Annotated in this window: 17 protein-coding genes, 1 tRNA gene and 1 other RNA gene; 8 read left to right on the top strand and 11 right to left on the bottom strand. The window is 70.2% G+C overall.

Features of this window, described 5'->3' with window-relative positions; translation table 11 throughout:
- Positions 1-13 precede the first annotated feature (13 nt).
- The 3 genes from glnA to ACT3T5_RS04645 all read left to right on the top strand — a co-directional run bounded on the left by glnA (position 14) and on the right by ACT3T5_RS04645 (position 3,528).
- Complete coding sequence (gene glnA / locus ACT3T5_RS04655; protein ID WP_444576900.1) at positions 14-1,444, top strand: type I glutamate--ammonia ligase; 1,431 nt, start codon at positions 14-16, stop codon at positions 1,442-1,444.
- Positions 1,445-1,636: 192 nt separating this feature from the next.
- Positions 1,637-2,908: an ATP-binding protein gene (locus ACT3T5_RS04650; RefSeq protein WP_444593722.1), complete on the top strand. Its 1,272-nt coding sequence runs from the start codon at positions 1,637-1,639 to the stop codon at positions 2,906-2,908.
- Positions 2,905-3,528: a response regulator gene (locus ACT3T5_RS04645; protein WP_444593721.1), complete on the top strand. Its 624-nt coding sequence runs from the start codon at positions 2,905-2,907 to the stop codon at positions 3,526-3,528. The genes ACT3T5_RS04650 and ACT3T5_RS04645 overlap by 4 nt, the downstream gene beginning before the upstream one ends.
- Positions 3,529-3,632: 104 nt before the next feature.
- Here the strand turns inward: ACT3T5_RS04645 and ACT3T5_RS04640 are convergent, their stop codons facing one another.
- The 4 genes from ACT3T5_RS04640 to ACT3T5_RS04625 form a co-directional block, all read right to left on the bottom strand.
- Positions 3,633-4,550 (bottom strand): hypothetical protein, encoded by a 918-nt coding sequence (locus tag ACT3T5_RS04640; protein WP_444593720.1) that lies wholly within the window; start codon positions 4,548-4,550, stop codon positions 3,633-3,635.
- A gap of 201 nt (positions 4,551-4,751) precedes the next feature.
- Complete coding sequence (locus ACT3T5_RS04635) at positions 4,752-7,865, bottom strand: bifunctional [glutamine synthetase] adenylyltransferase/[glutamine synthetase]-adenylyl-L-tyrosine phosphorylase (RefSeq protein WP_444576904.1); 3,114 nt, start codon at positions 7,863-7,865, stop codon at positions 4,752-4,754.
- A 54-nt stretch (positions 7,866-7,919) separates the two neighbouring features.
- Positions 7,920-9,257, bottom strand: coding sequence for a glutamine synthetase family protein (locus ACT3T5_RS04630; RefSeq protein WP_444576905.1), 1,338 nt, complete (start codon positions 9,255-9,257; stop codon positions 7,920-7,922).
- Between the two features lie 96 nt (positions 9,258-9,353).
- Positions 9,354-9,992, bottom strand: a complete 639-nt coding sequence (locus ACT3T5_RS04625; RefSeq protein ID WP_444576906.1) for a hypothetical protein — start codon at positions 9,990-9,992, stop codon at positions 9,354-9,356.
- A 203-nt stretch (positions 9,993-10,195) separates the two neighbouring features.
- Here ACT3T5_RS04625 and panB point away from each other — a divergent pair, with 203 nt between their 5' ends.
- A complete protein-coding gene (gene panB, locus ACT3T5_RS04620; protein WP_443335252.1) occupies positions 10,196-11,023 on the top strand; it encodes a 3-methyl-2-oxobutanoate hydroxymethyltransferase in 828 nt (275 codons plus the stop codon).
- Positions 11,024-11,054: 31 nt separating this feature from the next.
- Here the strand turns inward: panB and ACT3T5_RS04615 are convergent, their stop codons facing one another.
- Positions 11,055-11,249, bottom strand: coding sequence for an SPOR domain-containing protein (locus ACT3T5_RS04615; RefSeq protein ID WP_443335251.1), 195 nt, complete (start codon positions 11,247-11,249; stop codon positions 11,055-11,057).
- Between the two features lie 37 nt (positions 11,250-11,286).
- Between ACT3T5_RS04615 and map the strand changes: the two genes are divergently transcribed.
- Both map and ppgK read left to right on the top strand, forming a co-directional pair.
- Positions 11,287-12,174, top strand: a complete 888-nt coding sequence (gene map / locus ACT3T5_RS04610) for a type I methionyl aminopeptidase (RefSeq protein ID WP_443335250.1) — start codon at positions 11,287-11,289, stop codon at positions 12,172-12,174.
- 151 nt (positions 12,175-12,325) lie between these two features.
- Complete coding sequence (ppgK, locus tag ACT3T5_RS04605) at positions 12,326-13,186, top strand: polyphosphate--glucose phosphotransferase (RefSeq protein WP_444593719.1); 861 nt, start codon at positions 12,326-12,328, stop codon at positions 13,184-13,186.
- Positions 13,187-13,416: 230 nt separating this feature from the next.
- Here the strand turns inward: ppgK and rnpB are convergent.
- Positions 13,417-13,781: RNase P RNA component class A (rnpB, locus tag ACT3T5_RS04600), an RNA gene on the bottom strand.
- A 130-nt stretch (positions 13,782-13,911) separates the two neighbouring features.
- Between rnpB and ACT3T5_RS04595 the strand changes: the two genes are divergently transcribed.
- The gene (locus tag ACT3T5_RS04595; RefSeq protein WP_444576909.1) at positions 13,912-14,691 is read left to right on the top strand and encodes a YaaA family protein; all 780 of its coding nucleotides are present in this window, start codon (positions 13,912-13,914) and stop codon (positions 14,689-14,691) included.
- A 21-nt stretch (positions 14,692-14,712) separates the two neighbouring features.
- Here the strand turns inward: ACT3T5_RS04595 and ACT3T5_RS04590 are convergent, their stop codons facing one another.
- From ACT3T5_RS04590 to ACT3T5_RS04580, 3 genes are read right to left on the bottom strand one after another with little or no spacing between them, the layout of a single operon-like run.
- Positions 14,713-15,564, bottom strand: coding sequence for a Nif3-like dinuclear metal center hexameric protein (locus ACT3T5_RS04590; RefSeq protein WP_444593718.1), 852 nt, complete (start codon positions 15,562-15,564; stop codon positions 14,713-14,715).
- The gene (sufU, locus tag ACT3T5_RS04585; RefSeq protein WP_443335246.1) at positions 15,564-16,025 is read right to left on the bottom strand and encodes a Fe-S cluster assembly sulfur transfer protein SufU; all 462 of its coding nucleotides are present in this window, start codon (positions 16,023-16,025) and stop codon (positions 15,564-15,566) included. The genes ACT3T5_RS04590 and sufU overlap by 1 nt, the downstream gene beginning before the upstream one ends.
- Entirely contained in the window at positions 16,022-17,299 is a 1,278-nt protein-coding gene (locus tag ACT3T5_RS04580) for an aminotransferase class V-fold PLP-dependent enzyme (protein WP_444593717.1), read from the bottom strand. Before ACT3T5_RS04580 ends, sufU begins: the two co-directional genes overlap by 4 nt.
- A 262-nt stretch (positions 17,300-17,561) precedes the next feature.
- Here ACT3T5_RS04580 and ACT3T5_RS04575 point away from each other — a divergent pair, with 262 nt between their 5' ends.
- The gene (locus tag ACT3T5_RS04575) at positions 17,562-17,738 is read left to right on the top strand and encodes a hypothetical protein (protein ID WP_444576912.1); all 177 of its coding nucleotides are present in this window, start codon (positions 17,562-17,564) and stop codon (positions 17,736-17,738) included.
- A 134-nt stretch (positions 17,739-17,872) separates the two neighbouring features.
- Here the strand turns inward: ACT3T5_RS04575 and ACT3T5_RS04570 are convergent.
- Both ACT3T5_RS04570 and ACT3T5_RS04565 read right to left on the bottom strand, forming a co-directional pair.
- Positions 17,873-17,946, bottom strand: a tRNA-Val gene (locus ACT3T5_RS04570).
- A 78-nt stretch (positions 17,947-18,024) separates the two neighbouring features.
- Positions 18,025-18,444, bottom strand: a complete 420-nt coding sequence (locus ACT3T5_RS04565) for a DUF3052 domain-containing protein (RefSeq protein WP_443349749.1) — start codon at positions 18,442-18,444, stop codon at positions 18,025-18,027.
- Between the last annotated feature and the right edge of the window lie 132 nt (positions 18,445-18,576).

Genomic DNA, 18,576 nt, shown 5'->3' with positions numbered 1-18,576 from the left:
GGATGGAGGAGATGTGTTCAACAATCCCAGCGAGGTCGTCAAGTACATCGAAGAGGAGGGCGTCGAGTTCATCGACATCCGCTTCTGCGATCTGCCAGGCATCATGCAGCACTTCAACGTGCCCGCCAGCACGTTCGACGAGGAGGCGATCGAGACCGGACAGCTGTTCGACGGATCGTCCATCCGCGGGTTCCAGGCGATCCATGAATCCGACATGAAGCTCGTGCCGGATCTGGAGACCGCCTACCTGGACCCGTTCCGCGAGCGCAAGACCCTCATCATCAACTTCTCGATCGTGGACCCCTTCACGGACGAGCCGTACTCCCGCGATCCGCGCACCGTGGCGTCGAAGGCCGAGGAGTACCTGAAGTCGACGGGAATCGCGGACACCGCCCTGTTCGCCGCCGAGGCCGAGTTCTACATCTTCGACGACGTGCGGTTCAAGACCGGAGTCAACTCCGGCTTCTACAGCATCGATTCCGACGAGGCCGTGTGGAACACCGACCGCGACGAGTCGGAGTTCGGCGGCAACAAGGGCTACAAGACGCGCCTGAAGGGTGGCTACTTCCCGGTTCCCCCGAACGACCAGATGGCGGATCTGCGTGACGAGATCTGTGCGGTCCTCGAGGAGACCGGCCTGCAGGTCGAGCGTGCCCACCACGAGGTCGGCACCGCGGGCCAGCAGGAGATCAACTACCGCTTCAACACGCTGCTGCAGGCGGCGGACGACGTCATGAAGTTCAAGTACGTCGTGAAGAACACCGTGTGGGATGCCGGCCGCACCGCCACGTTCATGCCCAAGCCGCTGTTCGGCGACAACGGCTCGGGCATGCACACCCACCAGTCGCTGTGGAAGGACGGCGAGCCGCTGTTCTTCGACGAGCGCGGCTACGGCGGTCTGTCCGACATCGCCCGCTGGTACATCGGCGGCATCATCGAGCACTCCCCCTCGCTGACGGCCTTCACCAACCCCACGGTGAACTCCTTCAAGCGTCTGGTGCCCGGCTTCGAGGCCCCCGTGAACATGGTCTACTCCGCCCGCAACCGCTCTGCCGCGATCCGCATCCCGGTCACCGGTGCGTCCGCGAAGGCCAAGCGCGTGGAGTTCCGTGCGCCGGACCCGTCGGCCAACCCGTACCTGGCGTTCGCCGCACAGCTGATGGCCGGTATCGACGGCATCCGCAACCGCATCGAGCCGCCCGAGCCGATCGACAAGGATCTGTACGAGCTGCCGCCCGAGGAGCACAAGCAGATCAAGCAGCTGCCCGAGTCCCTCGGCGCCGCACTCGACGCCCTCGAGCTCGATCACGACTACCTCACCGAGGGCGACGTGTTCCCCGAGGACCTCATCACGACCTGGATCGAGCTCAAGCGCACCACGGAGATCGATCCGTTCCGCTACCGCCCGCACCCGCACGAGTTCGAGCTCTACTACGACATCTGAGTCACCGGACTCTCTCGAGCCGCCTGAGCGATCCGGCATTTCTGAGACCTCCGCGTCCCAGCACTGTCGAGGATGGGCCCCTGTTCCGCAGCATCGCGGGGCAGGGGCCCATCCTGTCGGTTCGGTCCCGTTGCACGCGTGGTCAGTCCCTGACGGGGAACATCCTGTCTCCTCGCCGGATAGGGTCGCGGTATGACCGAGCACGAGGCGACCGACGGCGTGGACGACCAGGCCCCCGAGGTGTCGCACGCCGACCTCGCCCCGACCCCCTTCGCCGCCTCCCTGCGCTGGGCCGTCCATGCCCTCGTCTACCTCATGGTCATGCTGGTCACGGGGCTCGTGCTGGCTCCACCCGCGACCGCCCGCAGCTGGATCGTGGTCGCGCTGCTGGCCGTCTTCACCACCATCTACTCCATCGGCGCCCGGCGCGCACTGCGCCACCGGGCGGGCCCAGAGGGATCCTGGAGCGCCCTGGCGTATCTGGCACCGAGCATCGTGGTCTGGGCAAGCACCTTCACCCTGGGGCCGGAGACGGTATGGGTGGCCTTCGGCCTGGACTTCGCCGTGCTCTACGCACTGCCGCTCGCCGGCGGGCTCGTCGCGCTCGCGGTCGTCACCGCCATCGCGGTGCTCGGATACACCGCGTGGTCCTCCGATCCGATGCCGGGGGAAGTGGCCGGCCCCATGATCGGAGCGCTGGTCGCACTCGCCGTGGTCATCACGGTCCGTGCCCTGCAGCGGGAGGTCGATCGACGCACCCGCCTGGCCCGTCAGCTCGCCACCGCGCGGGACACCATCGCCGAGCAGACCCGTGCGGCGACCACTGCCGCCGAACGGGACCGGATCGCCCGTGAGCTCCATGACACGGTCGCGCAGTCGAACCTCTCGATCCATCTGCTGCTGGATGCCGCCGATGTCGCCCTGGACCGCGCGGACAACCAGGAGGCCCGCACTCTCGTGCAGGAGGCCCGCGCCGCCGCGGCCCGCACCGGCATGCAGACCCGCCGCTTCGTCGACGCCGCCGATCCCGAGATCCCTTCGGGCACCGCCCTGCGCGACGAGCTGCACCGCCTCGTGGCCGATGCCGGGCGGGTGGGCCGTTCGCACGTCACCCTGCGGGACGAGATCACGGACCACGAGCTCGAGACCCTGCCCCGCAGCACCGCTCGCGCCGTGCTGCGCCTGGTCGAGTCCCTGCTGGCGAACACGGTCCAGCACGCACAGGCCTCGCGCACGATGGTGACGCTCGAAGTCCACGACGGTGAGGTGATGCTGGACGTGGTCGACGACGGCCGCGGCTTCGTCCCCGAGCAGGTCGCGGGCTTCGGGCTGCGATCCGCCCGCGCGCGGGCCGCCTCGGTAGGAGGCACCCTGCTCGTCGAATCCACCCCGGGCAGCGGCACCGCCGTACAGGTGGTCATGCCGCTCCCCCACCCTGTCCCTGCTCCTGAGGAGTCCGCATGATCCGAGTTCTCCTGGCCGATGACCATGCGATCGTCCGCCGCGGATTGATCGCCGTGCTCAGCGCTGAGGACGGCCTCGAGGTGGTCGCCGAAGCCTCGACACCGCAGGAGGCGGTGCTGCAGGCACGTTCCACCACCCCGGACGTGGTGCTGCTGGACCTGCAGTTCGGGGTCGGCCAGGAGCGCGGCACCGACATCATCCCGGCGCTGAGCCAGCTGGTGCCGCCACCCACGGTGCTGGTGCTGACCACCTACGACAACGATCAGGACGTCACCGCCGCGATGGATGCCGGTGCCGGCGGCTACCTGCTCAAGGACTCCCCCGCCGAGGAGCTGGTCTCCGCCGTGCGCCGTGCGGCCGACGGCGCCGGCACCGTCGATCCGCGGATCTCGCAACGGCTGCGGGAGCGGCGCACGGACACCGCGCTCAGCGCGCGGGAGCTCGAGGTGCTCACCCTGGTCGCGGCCGGACGCACCAACGCCCAGATCGCGAGCGACCTGTTCCTCTCCCAGGCCACGGTCAAGACCCACCTGGTGCATGTCTTCGACAAGCTGGGCGTCACCCGGCGCACCGAGGCGGTCGCCCGCGCCCGCGCCACGGGGCTGCTGCGACCCGAGTGATCTCGATGCCCGGCGCGACCGTCCGACCCGTCGTCCGAGCCGGTCGAGGCCGCGGGGCCGGGCCGGGCCGGGCCGGACTGCCCCGGCGGATCATCCCGGTTCGCTCAGCCCAGTCCGTCCATCCCGCCCTTGGCCCGCAGCAGCGACAGCAGCAGGTCCTTGGGCCCCGAGCTCGCCTCGAGCGCGCACTCGTCGGGCTCGAAGGACCAGGCGCTGCGCAGGGCGCGGAACACCTCGAACTCGGCGTCCCCGGTGCGCAGCGGGACGGCCTGGTAACCGCCGGCCTCGGGCAGGTGGATGATGAACGCCCCCGTGAGCTCCGGCATCTCGCGCAGCGTGCCGTCGTCGTCCAGGAGCTCTTCGGCGCGGCACACCGCCACGCCCTGCAGCGCATAGTCGCCGCGCACCTTCTTGGACGTCTTGATGTCGGCGCTGAGCAGGGTGTTGCCGATCCGTGCGATCGCATCGGTGGTGCCGGCGTAGCCGACGGTGTGGTTCACGACAGTCTGCTCGATCTCGACGAACTCGGGCTGATAATCCTCCAGGAACCGGCCGTAGCCGTCCAGGCGGATCCCGGCGCGTGCGATGAGCGCCTGCGGGTCCTTCTCCGTGGCGAATGCTCCCTGGGAGGCTCGCATCGAGTCGGCGAGCTCACCGATCTCGGCGTCGGAGGGCCGGGAGCCGCTGGTGCCCCACAGCTCACAGGCCGCGTGGACCAGAGTGCCGAAATCGGCGGTGGTGCGGGTGTACTCCGGGGCGGCCGCGGCGATGCGCTTCTGAGTGCCCCATCTGTCCCGCGAGACGCGGGAGATCTCGGCGGCGGCGCGATCAGGATTGCGATCCAGCCAGGAGTACATCTCCAGTGCCCGCTTCGAGGCCATGGTCGCGTACCAGCCCTGCAGGAAATCCTTCGCCCGCATCCCCGCCACGTTCGTGATCGAGGGGTACAGCAGCGGACCGTCGGGCTCGAGTCGGTACATGCGGCCGCGCGGGGTGTCGGCGCTGAGCTTCGGGGTGGTCATAGCTCCTCAGGAGGGTGCGAGGGCGTGCGGAGGCTGCACGGTGCACGGGGTGCAGGGACAGCGACCACGGTACGGCCTGCCGGGGTCTCCGCGGGGGCGCTGGGGACGGACGCGCCGCGCACGACGCCCACGTCACGGCGTGACGGGGTGCTCGGTCTCGTCGATCTCACTCCCCATCCCTGATCCCCCATTCCTCATTCCTCACTCCTCGGTGCCGAAGATGAGACGCTCGGCGATGATCCGGGCCCGCCTCGTGCGGCGCAGATACCGCTCCTCGAGGTCCGACGCCGTGCAGTCGTCGCCGTCGATCAGCCAGGCCAGGGCGCGCAGCTCGTTGCGGTCCGACGGGAGCACATCTCCCTCGCGTCCCTTCCACAGGAACAGGCAGCGGCGCACCTGCCAGCCCAGGTCCCACGCCTTGGTCAGCTCGCGGGCCTCGCGGCCCGAGATGAGCTCCGCCTCGGTGGCCGCCTGGAGCTGATCCATGGTCGACGTGGTGCGCAGGCCCTCGATCTCGTGCCCGTGCTCCAGGGCCAGGATCTGCGCGCTCCACTCGACGTCGGTCATCCCGCCGCGGCCCAGCTTCACGTGCCGGGACGGGTCGGCGTTGCGGGGCAGCCGCTCCGACTCCACGCGAGCCTTCATCCGAGTGATCTCGCGCCGGGCGCCCGCGTCCAGACCGCCTGCCGGATAGCGGTGCCGGTCCATCTCCTCCCGCAGCTCGGCGGCGATCGCCTCGGAGGCCACCACCGGCCGTGCGCGCAGCAGGGCCTGCTTCTCCCAGGTCTGGGCGTCCCGGCGGTAGTACGTCGTCCACGCCTCGATGCTGCGGGCCAGCGGGCCCACCCTGCCCTCGGGGCGCAGATCGGCGCTGACCTTCATGTCCGCCCCGGCGGCCGGGGCGTTGAGGATCCGCTGGGTCTGGGTCGCGACGGCGATCGCGATCTCCCCAGTGGCCGCGCCGGCGCCGCGGTCGAGCGCCAGGAACTGGACGTCCGCGTCGGAGGAGTAGCCCATCTCGCGGGCCCCGAAGCTGCCCATCGCGAGGATCGCCATCTCCACGCCGAGCGCGCGCGCCGGATCCGAGCGCCGCTCGCGCAGCCTCTTCGCGGTGCCGACGTCGACCACGTCCACCTCGTCCAGGGTCTCGGCGTCCTCATCGACCACGTGACGCTCGAGGGCGACGACGTGGAAGGCGACCAGCAGGCCCGCCTCGAGCACGGCCTCGGCGAGGTCGGTCAGTGCCCGGGCGACCTCGCGCGGGGACGACACCCCGGTCAGGTGCGCCAGGGCGATACGCAGGAGCTCGCGGCGCCGGGTCCGGCGCAGCACGTCCTGGGCGACCTCGACGGAGTCCACCCGGGAGATGACCGCGAGGAACTCGCGTCCCAGCACGTCACGGGGCAGCGGACGCAGATGTTCGTCCCGAGCCAGCCAGCGCACCGCGCCGGGGATCTTCTCGAGCTGCTCGCCGACGAAGCGGCTGGCCGAGAGCACCCGGGTGAGCCGCTTGGCGGCGAGTCCGGAGTCCCTCAGCAGGCCGAGGTACCAGTGCTCCGACCCGATCTCGTCGGAGATGCGACGGAAGGCGAGCAGGCCCATGTCGGGATCGATCCCGTCGGCGAACCATTCGAGCATGGCGGGCAGGAGCTGGCGCTGGATCTTGGCGCGCCGGGAGATGCCCTCGGTGAGCGCGGAGATGTGGCTGAGAGCGCGGGTGCCGTCGCGATAGCCGATCGCGGCGAGACGGGCCTTCGCCGATTCCGGGGTCAGCGAGATCTGGCCGTCGCTCAGCTGCGACGAGGTCACCAGCAGAGGCCGGTAGAAGATCTCCTCGTGCAGCTGCCTCACCCGGCGGCGGGTACGGCTGTACTGCGTGTCGAAGTCGTTCCGGCTCAGACCCATCGTGCGGGCGAGGCGGCGCAGATCCGCCGCGGAGGTGGGCAGCACCTGGGTGCGGCGCAGCCGATGCAGCTGCAGGCGGTGCTCCACGCAGCGGAGGAACCGATAGGCGTCGTCCATCTCCGCCACGTGGTCGCGGGAGATGTACCCACCCTCCCCGAGCCGGGCCAGGGCCTCGAGGGTGGATCGGCTCTGGAGCCGGTCATCGGTGCGGCCGTGGACCATCTGCAGCAGCTGCACGGTGAACTCGACGTCCCGGAGCCCGCCGGGACCGAGCTTGATGTTGCGGTCCACCTCGCCGCGCGGGATGTGCGCGACGACGCGACGCCGCATGGCACGGGTGTCCTCGACGAAGCTGTCGCGGGTGGAGGCCTGCCAGATCCAGGGTTCGACGAGCTCCTCGAAACGCGCGCCGAGCTCCGCATCACCGGCAGCGGCGCGGGCCTTGAGCAGGGCCTGGAACTCCCAGGACTTCGCCCACTGGTCGTAGTAGTGCGCATAGGAATCGATGGTCCGCACGAGCGGGCCGTCCTTGCCCTCCGGGCGCAGGTTCGCGTCGACCTGCCACAGGGACCCCTCCGAGGTGCGGTCCGAGCAGGCCCGGGCCAGCTCCCGGGCGAGGGCCGATCCGATGACGACGAGATCCTCCTCGTCCGCCGCGGTCCCCGAGGCCGCGTCCTGGGCCGGGGCGACCACGTGCATGACATCGACATCGGAGATGAAGTTGAGCTCGCGGGCGCCCGTCTTCCCCATCGCCATCACGGCCCAGCGAACCTTCTCGTGCCCGTCGACCGCTGCCCGGGCGATCGCCGAGGCGGCGTCCAGCGCGGCGTCGGCGAGGTCGCTGATCGCTGCGGACACCTGGGGCTGCAGCGCCATCGGGGACGGTGCCATGACATCCGCGGCGGCGATCTGCACCAGGCGCTCGTGGTAGGCGATGCGCAGGGCATCGCGCATCTCGCGGGCGCCCTCCCCCGCCACCGGGAGATCGGCCGACGGGTCCGCGCCGACGGCCTCCAGCAGCATCTCGCGGACCGTCGCCGCCGGCAGGGCCAGCTGGTCGTCGCCGTCACGCAGCGCGTCGAGCCGCTCGGGATGGCGCGCGAGGAAGTCCCCGAGGGCGACGGACGTCCCCAGCAGACGGATCAGGCGCTCCCCGTGGCTGCCCTTCGTGCCGACGGAGGCGAGGAAGTCGTCCATCAGCGCCGACTGTCCGCTCTCCTGGGCGGACTCCGCCAGGCGCAGCAGCCCGAGCACGGCGTCGTCGCCGTCGGCCGTCGCGCCGAGGCGCGCCGGTCCCCCCGGTCCCAGCGCGGCGAGCACGGGGTCGGCGAGGAACCGGTGGACCCGGTCCGTGCTGCTGAATCCCAGCCGGGCGAGGGCGCCGGTCGTGGTGGGCGGTTCCGTCGTCATGTGCGCTCCCTCGGGGTCAGGTGCGGGCAGGTGCGGGCAGGTGCTCCCGGGGGCTCAGACCCGGCTGAAGGTCGAGGCCAGCTCGTGGTCGGTCACCTGTTCGCGATACCGCTCCCACTCCTGCTTCTTGTCGCGCAGGAAGAACTCGAAGACCTGCTCGCCGAGCGTCGCCGCCATCAGCTCCGAGCTCTCGAAGTTCTCCAGCGCACGGAACAGATCGGTGGGCAGCGGTTCGATGCCCATGGCACGGCGCTCGCGCTCGGAGAGGTCCCAGACCGCGTCCTCGGCGCCCTCGGGCAGCTCGTACTCCCCCTCGATGCCCGCCATCCCGGCGGCCAACAGAGCGGCGAAGGCGAGATAGGGGTTGGCGGCGGAGTCCAGCCCCCGGAACTCGACACGGGAGCTAGTGCCCTTGGTCGGCTTGTGGAACGGCACCCGCACCAGGGCGGAGCGGTTGTTGTGGCCCCAGCAGATGTAGCTCGGGGCCTCCTGCGCGCCCCACAGGCGCTTGTAGGAGTTCACCCACTGGTTGGTCACCGCGCTGTACTCGGGGGCGTGGCGCAGCAGTCCCGCGATGAACTGCCGACCGATGCGGGAGAGGCCGTACTGGGCACCCGGCTCGTGGAAGGCGTTCTTGCCGCCTTGGAACATCGACAGGTGGGTGTGCATGCCGGAGCCGGGCTGGTCGATCATCGGCTTGGGCATGAAGGTCGCGACCTGCCCCATCGACAGCGCGACCTCCTTGACGACAGTGCGGAGGGTGACGATGTTGTCCGCCGTGGTGAGCGCGTCGGCGTAGCGCAGGTCGATCTCGTTCTGGCCGGGCCCGTTCTCGTGGTGGGAGAACTCCACCTGGATGTTCATCGCCTCGAGGTGCTCGATGGCGGCGCGCCGGAAGTCCTGGCCCTGCCCGCGGTGCACATGGTCGAAGTAGCCGGCGCTGTCGATCGGTCGCAGCTTCTCGCCCTGCCGGTACGGCTCCTCGAAGAGGTAGAACTCGATCTCGGGATGGGCGAAGAACTCCAGGCCCTTCTCCTCGGCGCGGGCGAGCGCCTCGCGCAGCACACGGCGCGGGTCCGACGCCGCCGGTTCGCCGTCCGGAGTGAGGACGTCGCACATCATCCGGCCGGTCGCATTGGTCTCGCCGCGCCACGACAGCAGCTCGAAGGTGCCGGGGTCCGGGCGCAGGATCATGTCCGACTCGTAGCTGCGGGTGAGCCCCTCGATCGTGGAGCCGTCGATCCCGATGCCTTCGGTGAACGCCGCCTCGAGGTCCGACGGGGAGATCGCGATGGACTTCAGCGTCCCCGCGATGTCGCAGAACCACAGGCGGATGAACCGCACGTCGCGATCGGAGACCGTTCGGATGACGTCGTCGTGGAGATGTTCCATGCGCCCAGTCTGCCTCAGGTCGTGCCCGCCGACGACAGCACGACGCCCCGACATCCGCTGCGGATGTCGGGGCGCGACGCGGTGATCCGCGAAGGATCACATGGGAGCCTGGACGTACCACTCGCCGTCATCGGCCTTGATCACGTTCATGCCCATGTCGGTGCCGGCCACGGCGACGGCCGCAGTCCCGTCGCCGTTGTCCGTCAGCTCGACCATGGAGGCGTCGAAGGCGTCGAACATGCCCGGCTCCAGCTGGATCCCCTGGGCCTCGAACCCGGACTCCAGTCCCGGCGCGCACCCGGTCACGAACTCGTCGCTGGGTGCGCCCTTCGTCGTGGGGTCGTAGATCATCTCGCAGGCGCCGGTCGTGTCATCATCGAGCACCTGGAGGAATTCGACGAACATCTCGCTGCCGGCCGTCAGATCCTCGTCGCTCAGCTCGCCGGCGGCCGCCGCGTCTCCTCCGCCGTCCGACGCCGCAGATCCCGCACCGGCGGCCTCGGTGTCGCCGCCCGCATCGGAGGCACCGGCGCTGCCGTCGTCCTCGGCTGCTGCACCGTCGTCCTTCGCGGCGCCGTCATCCTCGGCGGGCTGCTCCTTCTCGTCGGCGGGCTTCTGCTCGCCGTCGTCGCCTCCCCCGAGCAGACTTCCACAGCCCGATGCGCCCGCGACGATGGCGAGAGCTCCCAGACCTGTTGCCGCGCCCCGCACTGACTTGCGCATGATCGACGTCATGTTCGTTTCCTCCCTCTCGACGCCGGCACTGATACCGACAAGGGAAAACTTTGGCACGGAGGACCCATGGACTGCCAGGGGGAGAACTCCCCATCACCGCTAGGCTGGGTCCGCGCCGGATCCGCAGGTCCCGCTCTGGCAGCTCGTCCACGCGAGGACCGCAGGACGTCCGCATCACCCAGCCACCCGCCCAGGAGCACATCGTGAGCACCCCCTCCGGCACCGGTCCCGTCGGCCCGGCCAAGGTCCGTATCCGTCATCTGCACGACGCCAAGGATCGCGGGCGTCCCTTCTCGATGCTGACGGCCTACGACCAGTACTCGGCCCAGGCCTTCGAGGCGGCCGGGATCGACGTGCTGCTGATCGGTGACTCCGTAGGAACCACGGTGCTCGGCCATTCCTCGACCACCGGGACCACGCACCAGGACATGCTCACCTTCACGGGTGCCGTGGCCCGCAGCGTGCACCGCCCGCTGATCGTGGCGGACCTCGCCTTCGGCACCTACGAGACCGGTCCGGCCGACGCCGTGCGCCATGGCGTCGACCTGATCCGCGCCGGCGCGGAGATGGTCAAGCTCGAGGGCGGGCGCGCGATCGTCCCGCAGATCCGGGCGCTCGTCGAGGCCGGCATCCCTGTGATGGGCCACCTCGGGTTCACCCCGCAGTCCGTCAACGCGCTCTCCGGTCACCGGGTGCAGGGCCGAGATGCCGCCGGCGCGGACCAGCTCGCCGAGGACGCCCTGGCGATCCAGGAGGCCGGAGCCTCGGCGATCGTGCTCGAGCTCGTCCCCGCGCAGGTCGCCGCCCGCATCACCGAGGTCGTGCAGGTCCCGACGATCGGCATCGGGGCAGGGCCCTCCTGCGACGGCCAGGTGCTCGTGTGGCAGGACATGGCAGGACTGTCCGGTTTCCACGGGAAGTTCGTCAAGGCGTTCGCGGATCTGCGCCGCGACCTCACGCACGCCGCCGAGCAGTACCGGGTCGAGGTCGCCGAGGGCACCTACCCCGGCCCGGAGCACTCCTTCGACTGAGCGGCTCCGGGCCCGGGCGTGCCGTGTGGTGCTACGCCTCGTCAGCGCCCTCCCAGGCGTCGTCGTCCTGCTCCCACTTGTCGTTGCGGGCCGCAGCGATCTTCAGCGCCTTCTGGGCCTCCTCGCGAGAGGCGTAGGGGCCCATCAGGTCCGTCACCGGCGATTGCCGCCCCTCCTCCACGTCGCCCGTGCTGAGGTTGTAAAAGAACTCCGTGCCGTCGGTCACGTCGGTCTCCTTCCGCGTCGATGAGAGACTGGTGGGTATGACTGTAGAGCAGGTGTGGTTCCGTCCAGAAGGCCGCGACGAGCTGGTGCCCGGCACCATCGGCCCCCGACGCACGGTGCCCGCGCGCATCGAGCGCCCCGAGTACGTGGGCAAGGACGAGGCGGTCTCCGACTCCGGTCCCCGCGTCCAGACCCCCGAGATCATCGAGCGGGTGCGCGAGGCGAGCCGCGTCGCGGCCCTCGCCCTCCAGGCCGCCGGTGAGGCCGCCGAGCCCGGCGTCACGACCGACCACATCGACGCCGTGGTGCACGACGTGCTGGTCGAGAACGGTGCCTATCCCTCGACGCTCGGCTACCTCGGCTTCGAGAAGTCGTGCTGCACGAGCCTGAACGAGGTGATCTGCCACGGCATCCCCGACTCCACCATCATGCAGTCCGGGGACATCCTCAACGTCGACGTCACCGCCTTCCTCCACGGCGTCCACGGCGACACCAACGCCACCTTCGCAGTCGGGGACATCGATCCGCGGGCGCAGCGGCTGATCGATATCTCCCACGAGGCGATGATGCGAGGGGTGAAGGTCGCCAAGCCCGGCCGCCAGGTCAACGTCATCGGTCGCGTGATCGAGAAGTTCGTGGCACGTCACGGCTACGAGTCGGTGCAGGACTACACCGGCCACGGCGTCGCCGAAGGCTTCCACAACGGCCTGATCATCCCCCACTACGACTCGGCACCGATGTTCGACGACGTCATCGAGGAGGGCATGACCTTCACGATCGAGCCGATGGTGACGATCGGGTCGCAGGCCTGGGAGCAGTGGGACGATGGCTGGACGGTGGTCACGAAGGACCGCTCCTTCACCGCCCAGTTCGAGCACACGATGCTCATCACCGCGGAGGGTCCCGAGCTGCTCACCGTCGTCTGAGGCGGGCGCTCACCGGGACGCCGCCCGGCTTCCGGACCCCTGCTCCGCGGCACCCGGCCGCCCGGTATCGTGGACGCACCGTAGGCGCCCCGAGGACGGGGCGCTCTGCCGGGCGGTCCCTCCGCCCGGTTCACCGCGATCAGGAGTGGCGATGTCCAAGGCGAAGCACCGCACAGCGTTCGGGATCGACATCGGCGGGAGCGGCATCAAGGGCGCGCCCGTGGGTCTCAAGAAGGGTGATCTGGCTGCGGACCGGGTCCGTCTGACGACCCCGCAGCCGTCGACACCCGACGCGGTCGCCGACACGGTCGCCGAGCTGATCAGCTCCTTCGACATCGCCGACGGCATGCCGGTGGGCGTGACCTTCCCGGCCGTCATCCAGAACGGCGTCGCGCTCACGGCGGCGAACGTCGACGACGCCTGGATCGGGACCGACGTCGATGCCCTGCTGACCGAGCGCACCGGCCACGACGTCTTCGTGGTCAACGACGCCGACGCCGCGGGGATCGCGGAGATGGAATTCGGTGCCGGCCGCAACTCGTCCGGGGTGGTTCTGGTGATCACTCTGGGCACCGGAGTGGGCAGTGCGATGTTCGTGGACGGGAAGCTGGTCCCCAACACCGAGCTCGGGCACGTCCTGCTCCACGACGACGACGCCGAGAAGTACATGGCCAGCTCCATCCGGGAGAAGGAGGATCTGGACTGGGAGACCTGGGGCGGGCGCCTCCAGGAGTACTTCTCCCACATCGAGTTCCTCTTCTCCCCGACCAGGATCATCGTGGGCGGCGGCGTCTCCAAGAAGCACGAGAAGTTCCTGCCCCTGCTGGATCTGAAGACCGAGATCGTGCCGGCCGAGCTGCGCAACGAGGCCGGGATCATCGGTGCCGCAGTGCTCGCCCGCAAGGAGCAGAAGGCGCTCGGGGAGAGCTCCGTGCCGTCCACGAAGGACGACGAGAAGAAGACCACGAAGGACAAGAAGGCCAAGAAAGATAAGAAGGCAAAGAACGACTAGAAGGCCAAGAACGACGTGACGGGCACGAAAGACGTGACGGGCACGAAGGCCAGTACGACCACGAGGGCCGCGGCAGGGACGACGCAGCGCGGAGGGGCAGGACCCACCGGTTCTGTCTCGCAGTAGTGCCCGCTGTCCCTGGCGTTCCTGGCGTTCCTGGACCCTGGTGTTCTCGGACCCTGCTGTTCCCGGGTCGCGCACGGATGCGCGGCCCGGGTCAGGACGTGGGGCGGACCAGTCGGCCTGTAAGCCGGGTTCTGTTATCGGCAGCCATCCATCTCGCATCGCCGTTGCCGACGACCTCCAGCGGTCTACCCGGGAACTCGGGCCGGCGCCCTCGAACATTCCCTGTCTGACCTTGCTCCCGGTGGGGTTTACCGTGCCGACCTCGTCACCGAGGCCGCGGTGGTCTCTTACACCACCCTTTCACCCTTACCGTCTGTGCCCCGAGGGGCGCAGGCGGCGGTCTGCTCTCTGTGGCACTGTCCCGCGGATCACTCCGGGTGGGCGTTACCCACCACCGTGCCGGATGGAGCCCGGACTTTCCTCGGCCCCGGGGAGTGAGCCCCGAGGACGCGACTGCCCGGCCGACTGGTCCGCCCCGGAGTCTACGCCGATCGGCACCGTCGGCCGTCATCACGACCGACGTCGTCACCGCTCTGACGTGCCGAACGTCTCGCGGGTCAGGGACCGCGGAGCACCTGGGCGCGGCCGAGAATGGTGGGGTGCTGATCCTGCTTCCCCCCTCGGAGACCAAGACCCGCCCAGCGCCCGCGGAGGCCGCACCGCTCGATCTCGACGCGTTCGGCCTGCCGGACCTCGCTGACTCCCGCCGCATGATGCTGCGCGCCGCTGTGCGCACCGCCGAGGCCCGTGGCGGTGCGGACAAGCTGGGCGTCCCGGCCTCCTCCCCCGAGCTCGTGGCGCGCATGGCGCAGGTCGAGCAGGAGCCGGCAGCCGCGCCGCTGAGCGTGTACTCCGGGGTCCTCTACGACCAGCTGGACCCCTCTCGCGCTCTCCCCGACGACCGACGGGTCCTCGTGCAGAGCGCGCTGTTCGGGCTCGTGGACGCGGCGACCGATCGGATCCCGGCCTACCGGCTCTCGGCCGCGTCGACGGTGTCGCGCCTGGGCAAGGCAGGATCCTGGTGGGCACCCCGCCTGAAGCCGGTGGCCGCACGGCTGCGCACCGAGCTCGCACAGAGCGGCTCCCCGCTGGTCGTCGACAGCCGGTCCGGTTCCTACCGCTCGATGATGTCGATGCGCAGCGGGGCCGGCGTGCGGGTGCTCGAGGTGTCCCCGGTGCAGGAGCGCGGCGGGGTGCGGAAGGTGATCTCGCATGACGCGAAACGGTACCGCGGACTGGTCACGCGCGCCCTGGTGGATGTCGAAGGCACCCCGACGACCGCCGACGAGGTCGTCGACGTGGTCCGTGCCGCATTCGGCACCGGGCTCCAGGTCGAGCTCGACGGGGATCGGCTGGTCGTCGTGGACCGGGTGAGCTGAGAACGGTCGGGCGGGGCCGGCTCAGCCGGCGCGTCCGCTCCACGGGTCGGTCATCTGCTCGCTGATCAGCACCTCGAGGTCCGGGACGGTCTCCGCGAGCAGCTCCTGTGCGAGCGGCAGCCAGAGCGCCTCGCTCGCCGCATGCGGGACGTCCACGAGCGCGGGCACGGCGCGGTGATCCGCAGCGGCTTCGAGATGCTCGAGGGCGGGATGGTGCCGCAGGTCCGAGGTGATGTATGCATCGACTCCGGCGGCGACGGCGGCCTCGAGGAAGGAGTCCCCGGCGCCGGGGCACACGGCCACCGTGCGGACCTCTCGTCCGGGATCCCCCGTGTGCAGGATGCCGCGCGCTGTGGCCGGGACGAGGCCGGCGACCGCGGAGGTCAGGGCTGCGACGGTGGTCGGGGCCGGAAGGGCACCGACCGCGCCGAGTCCGAACAGCGCCGATCCATGAGCGCCGTCGTCGGCCGCGCGGCCCGGGACCAGCGGGCGGGCATCGCGCAGGGCGAGCGCCCGGATCCAGGCACCGACGGTGCCACGGGTGGACCGGTCCACATTGGTGTGCCCGCACCACAGGGCGGTGCCGGCCCGCAGCAGGTCGGTCACCACCGCACCCTTGCCCTGATCGGCCGGCAGGAAGCTCGCGCCCCGCAGCAGCAGCGGGTGATGGGTGATCAGCAGCTGCGCGCCGCGGTCGATGGCCTCCCGGGCGACGGAGACGGTGGGGTCCACGGCCAGCAGCACCCGGCAGACGTCGGCGGTGCGCTCCCCGAGCACGAGGCCCACGCGGTCCCAGTCCTCCGCCCAGCCGAGGGGGAAGGCCTCCTCGAGGATCCCGGTGACGGAGCCGACGCTCGCTGTGTGATCGGGCATCACGCCTCCAGCGTCCGGAGCTCGACGAGGGCCGCCTGGTACGCCTTCCAGGGCATGAGGACGCATTTGACCCGGGCCGGGAACTTCGCAGCGCCCAGCAGGGCCACGCCGTCGCCGATCAGGTCCTCGTCACCCTCGATCCGACCACGGGAGCCCATGGCGGCCTCGAAGTGCTCGCGCACGGGCTCCACCTCGGCGACGGTCCGTCCGATGAGGAGATCCGCCATGATCGACGCCGCGGCGCGGCTCATCGCGCAGCCGATCGCGTCGTAGGAGAGGTCCTCGATGCGCTGCTCCTCGCCGCGTCCGGAGAGCTGCAGGCGCAGCGTGATCTCGTCACCGCAGGTGGGGTTCACGTGATGGACCTCCGCCTGGAACGGCTCACGCAGCCCCGCGTGCAGGGGGCGTCGGTCGTGCTCGATGACCAGCTCGGTGTACAGGGAGTTCAGGGCAGAGCTCATGCGAACGCTCCGAAGAAGTCGGCGGTGTGCGCGACGCCCGCGATGAGGGCGTCGACCTCCGCGGCGGTCGTATGGACGGAGAAGCTGGCCCGTGTGGTGCCGTGCAGGCCGAAGCGGCGGTGCAGCGGCCACGCGCAGTGGTGACCCACCCGCACCTCGAGGCCGAGCGAGTCGAGCACCTGGCCGACGTCGTGGGGGTGTCGACCGGCGAGGTCGAAGGACACCGCGCCGGTGCGCTCCGGACCGGCCGCCGGGCCGATGATGCGCACGCCGTCGATGCCCGACAGGCCGCGCAGCGCACGGTCGGTCAGCGCCCGCTCGTGCTCGGCGATGGCCCCCATGCCGAGCGCGGAGAGATAGTCGCACGCCGCCGCCAGACCGACGGCCTGGCTGATCGGCGGGGTGCCGGCCTCGAAGCGGGCGGGCGGCTCGGCGTACGTCGAGTGGTCGAGATGGACGATCTCGATCATCGAGCCGCCGGTGAGGAAGGGAGGCATCGCCGCGAGGTGCTCATAGCGGCCCCACAGCACGCCGATGCCGGTGGGTCCGAGCATCTTGTGCCCGGACAGCGCCACGAAGTCGACGCCGAGCTCGGCGATGTCGAAGGGCATGTGCGGCGCGGACTGCGCGGCATCGAGCACGGTGAGCGCGCCGACGGCCCGGGCGGCCTCGACCAGCCGCGCGACCGGGTTGACGGTGCCGAGCACGTTGGACTGATGGGCGAAGGCCACCACCCGGGTCCGTTCGGTGAGCAGCGATTCCAGGTCCGACAGATCCAGGGTGAAGTCATCAGCCATGGGGATCCAGCGCAGGGTCGCGCCGGTGCGCCGGGCGAGCTCCTGCCAGGGCACGAGGTTGGCGTGGTGCTCCATCTCGGTCACCAGGATCTCGTCGCCCTCGCGCACCCGCAGATGCGCCGGAGTCGACTCGTCTCCGTCGCCCAGGGAGCGCGCGACGAGGTTCAGCGCCTCTGTGGCGTTCTTCGTGAAGACGACCTCATCGGGCGAGGGGGCGCCGAGGAAGCGGGCGACGGTCTCCCGCGAGTCCTCGTAGGCATCGGTCGCCGCCGACGCCATCCGGTGCGCACCGCGTTTGACGGCGGCGTTGTCGTGGGTCAGATAGGCGACCTCGGCGTCGATGACCTGACGGGGACGCTGCGAAGTGGCGCCGCCGTCGAGGTAGATCATCGGGGTCTCCGGATCCAGCATGCGGCCCAGGATCGGGAAGTCAGCCCGGATCGCCTCGCTGTCGAACGGTCTGCTCGGTGCACTCACCTGCGCGGTTCCTCCTCCATGCGATGCCGCTCGCGGGACTCTGACCAGGTCCGGAAGGAACTGCTCGGCCCGCGCGCGACGCTGGTGCCAGTATAGGAACCGTCCAGGCTGCGCCGGGCGGCCGTGAGACGCTGTCCACACCCGCCCCTGGCACCTGTCCGCACCGGTCCCGCTCATTCTCGGAGGTTGCGCCATCGACACCCTGATCCTGCTCGCCTTCGGCGTCGCCACCGTCGGTCTCCTCGCGGTCGCGATCTACCGGATGATCGCGCTGCGCCGACGCACCCGCGACGAAGCCCGCGCGGCCGGGTTCCCGTCCGGCGAGATGCCCCGCACCGACGAGCAGAAGGCCCGGGACGGGCAGACGGCGAAGATCTGGGGCTGCCTCGTGCTCCTGGTGCCGTGTGCATTGGTGCTGCTGTACGTCGTCTCCCGCTGAGCGAGGCGGGCACTTCCCGACGACGCGCGCAGCACCGGGCAGCAGCGCCTGCCTTCTGTCCCGCCCTCGGCTCCACGATGCGAGAAGACCCCTGCTCCAGCACTCCCGGTGCGGATCAGGGGCCTTCTCGAAGGTGGGTCGTGAGGGGCTCGAACCCCCGACCTCCTGGGTGTAAACCAGGCGCTCTGACCAACTGAGCTAACGACCCGAGCGGGGCTGGACGCCCCTCATCCTCCGCAGGCGGAGGGCCGGCACCTCGCACACGAGGTGCCGATCGTGCGTGAGATCAGTTGGTGCGGCTCGCGAGGCGCGTGCCGGTCCAGTCCTGGGCCAGGCTCACCGTGCTCATCACGCGGAGACCGGCGGTGCCGGCGCTCTCCTGGATGTCCGCCGGGGCGACGTGCCCGTCGCGACCGGCCTTCGGCGTGAGCACCCACACGGGGGCTCCGGCCGCGAGGGTCGTGAGGGTGTCGACCATGGCGTCGGTCAGATCGCCGTCGCCCTCGCGCCACCACATGATGACGCCGTCGACGATCTCCTGGCAGTCCTCGTCCTCGAGCTCGTCGCCGAGGACGTCCTCGATCGCATCGCGCAGGTCGAGATCGACATCGTCGTCATAGCCGAACTCCTGCACGATCTGACCCGAGCTGAAGGCCAGCGCCTCGGCAGGAGAGCTGGACGAAGGGGCGTCGGCCGACGGTGACAAGAAAGAGCTCCTCACAGGTAGGGATAAGAATTCGCAGCAGTTTCCGAAGCACCTGAGGTGCCCGGAACGCGCTGTGCGGCCCTCATGCTATGTCACGAGTGAACCCATCGCACTTCGAGCACGCACACGCGT

This window comes from Brachybacterium sp. AOP3-A1-3 (genome assembly GCF_052378285.1).
Classification (GTDB): Bacteria; Actinomycetota; Actinomycetes; order Actinomycetales; family Dermabacteraceae; genus Brachybacterium.
Note: the sequence above shows the minus strand (reverse complement) of the source record. Positions and strands in the feature narration are given on the sequence as shown.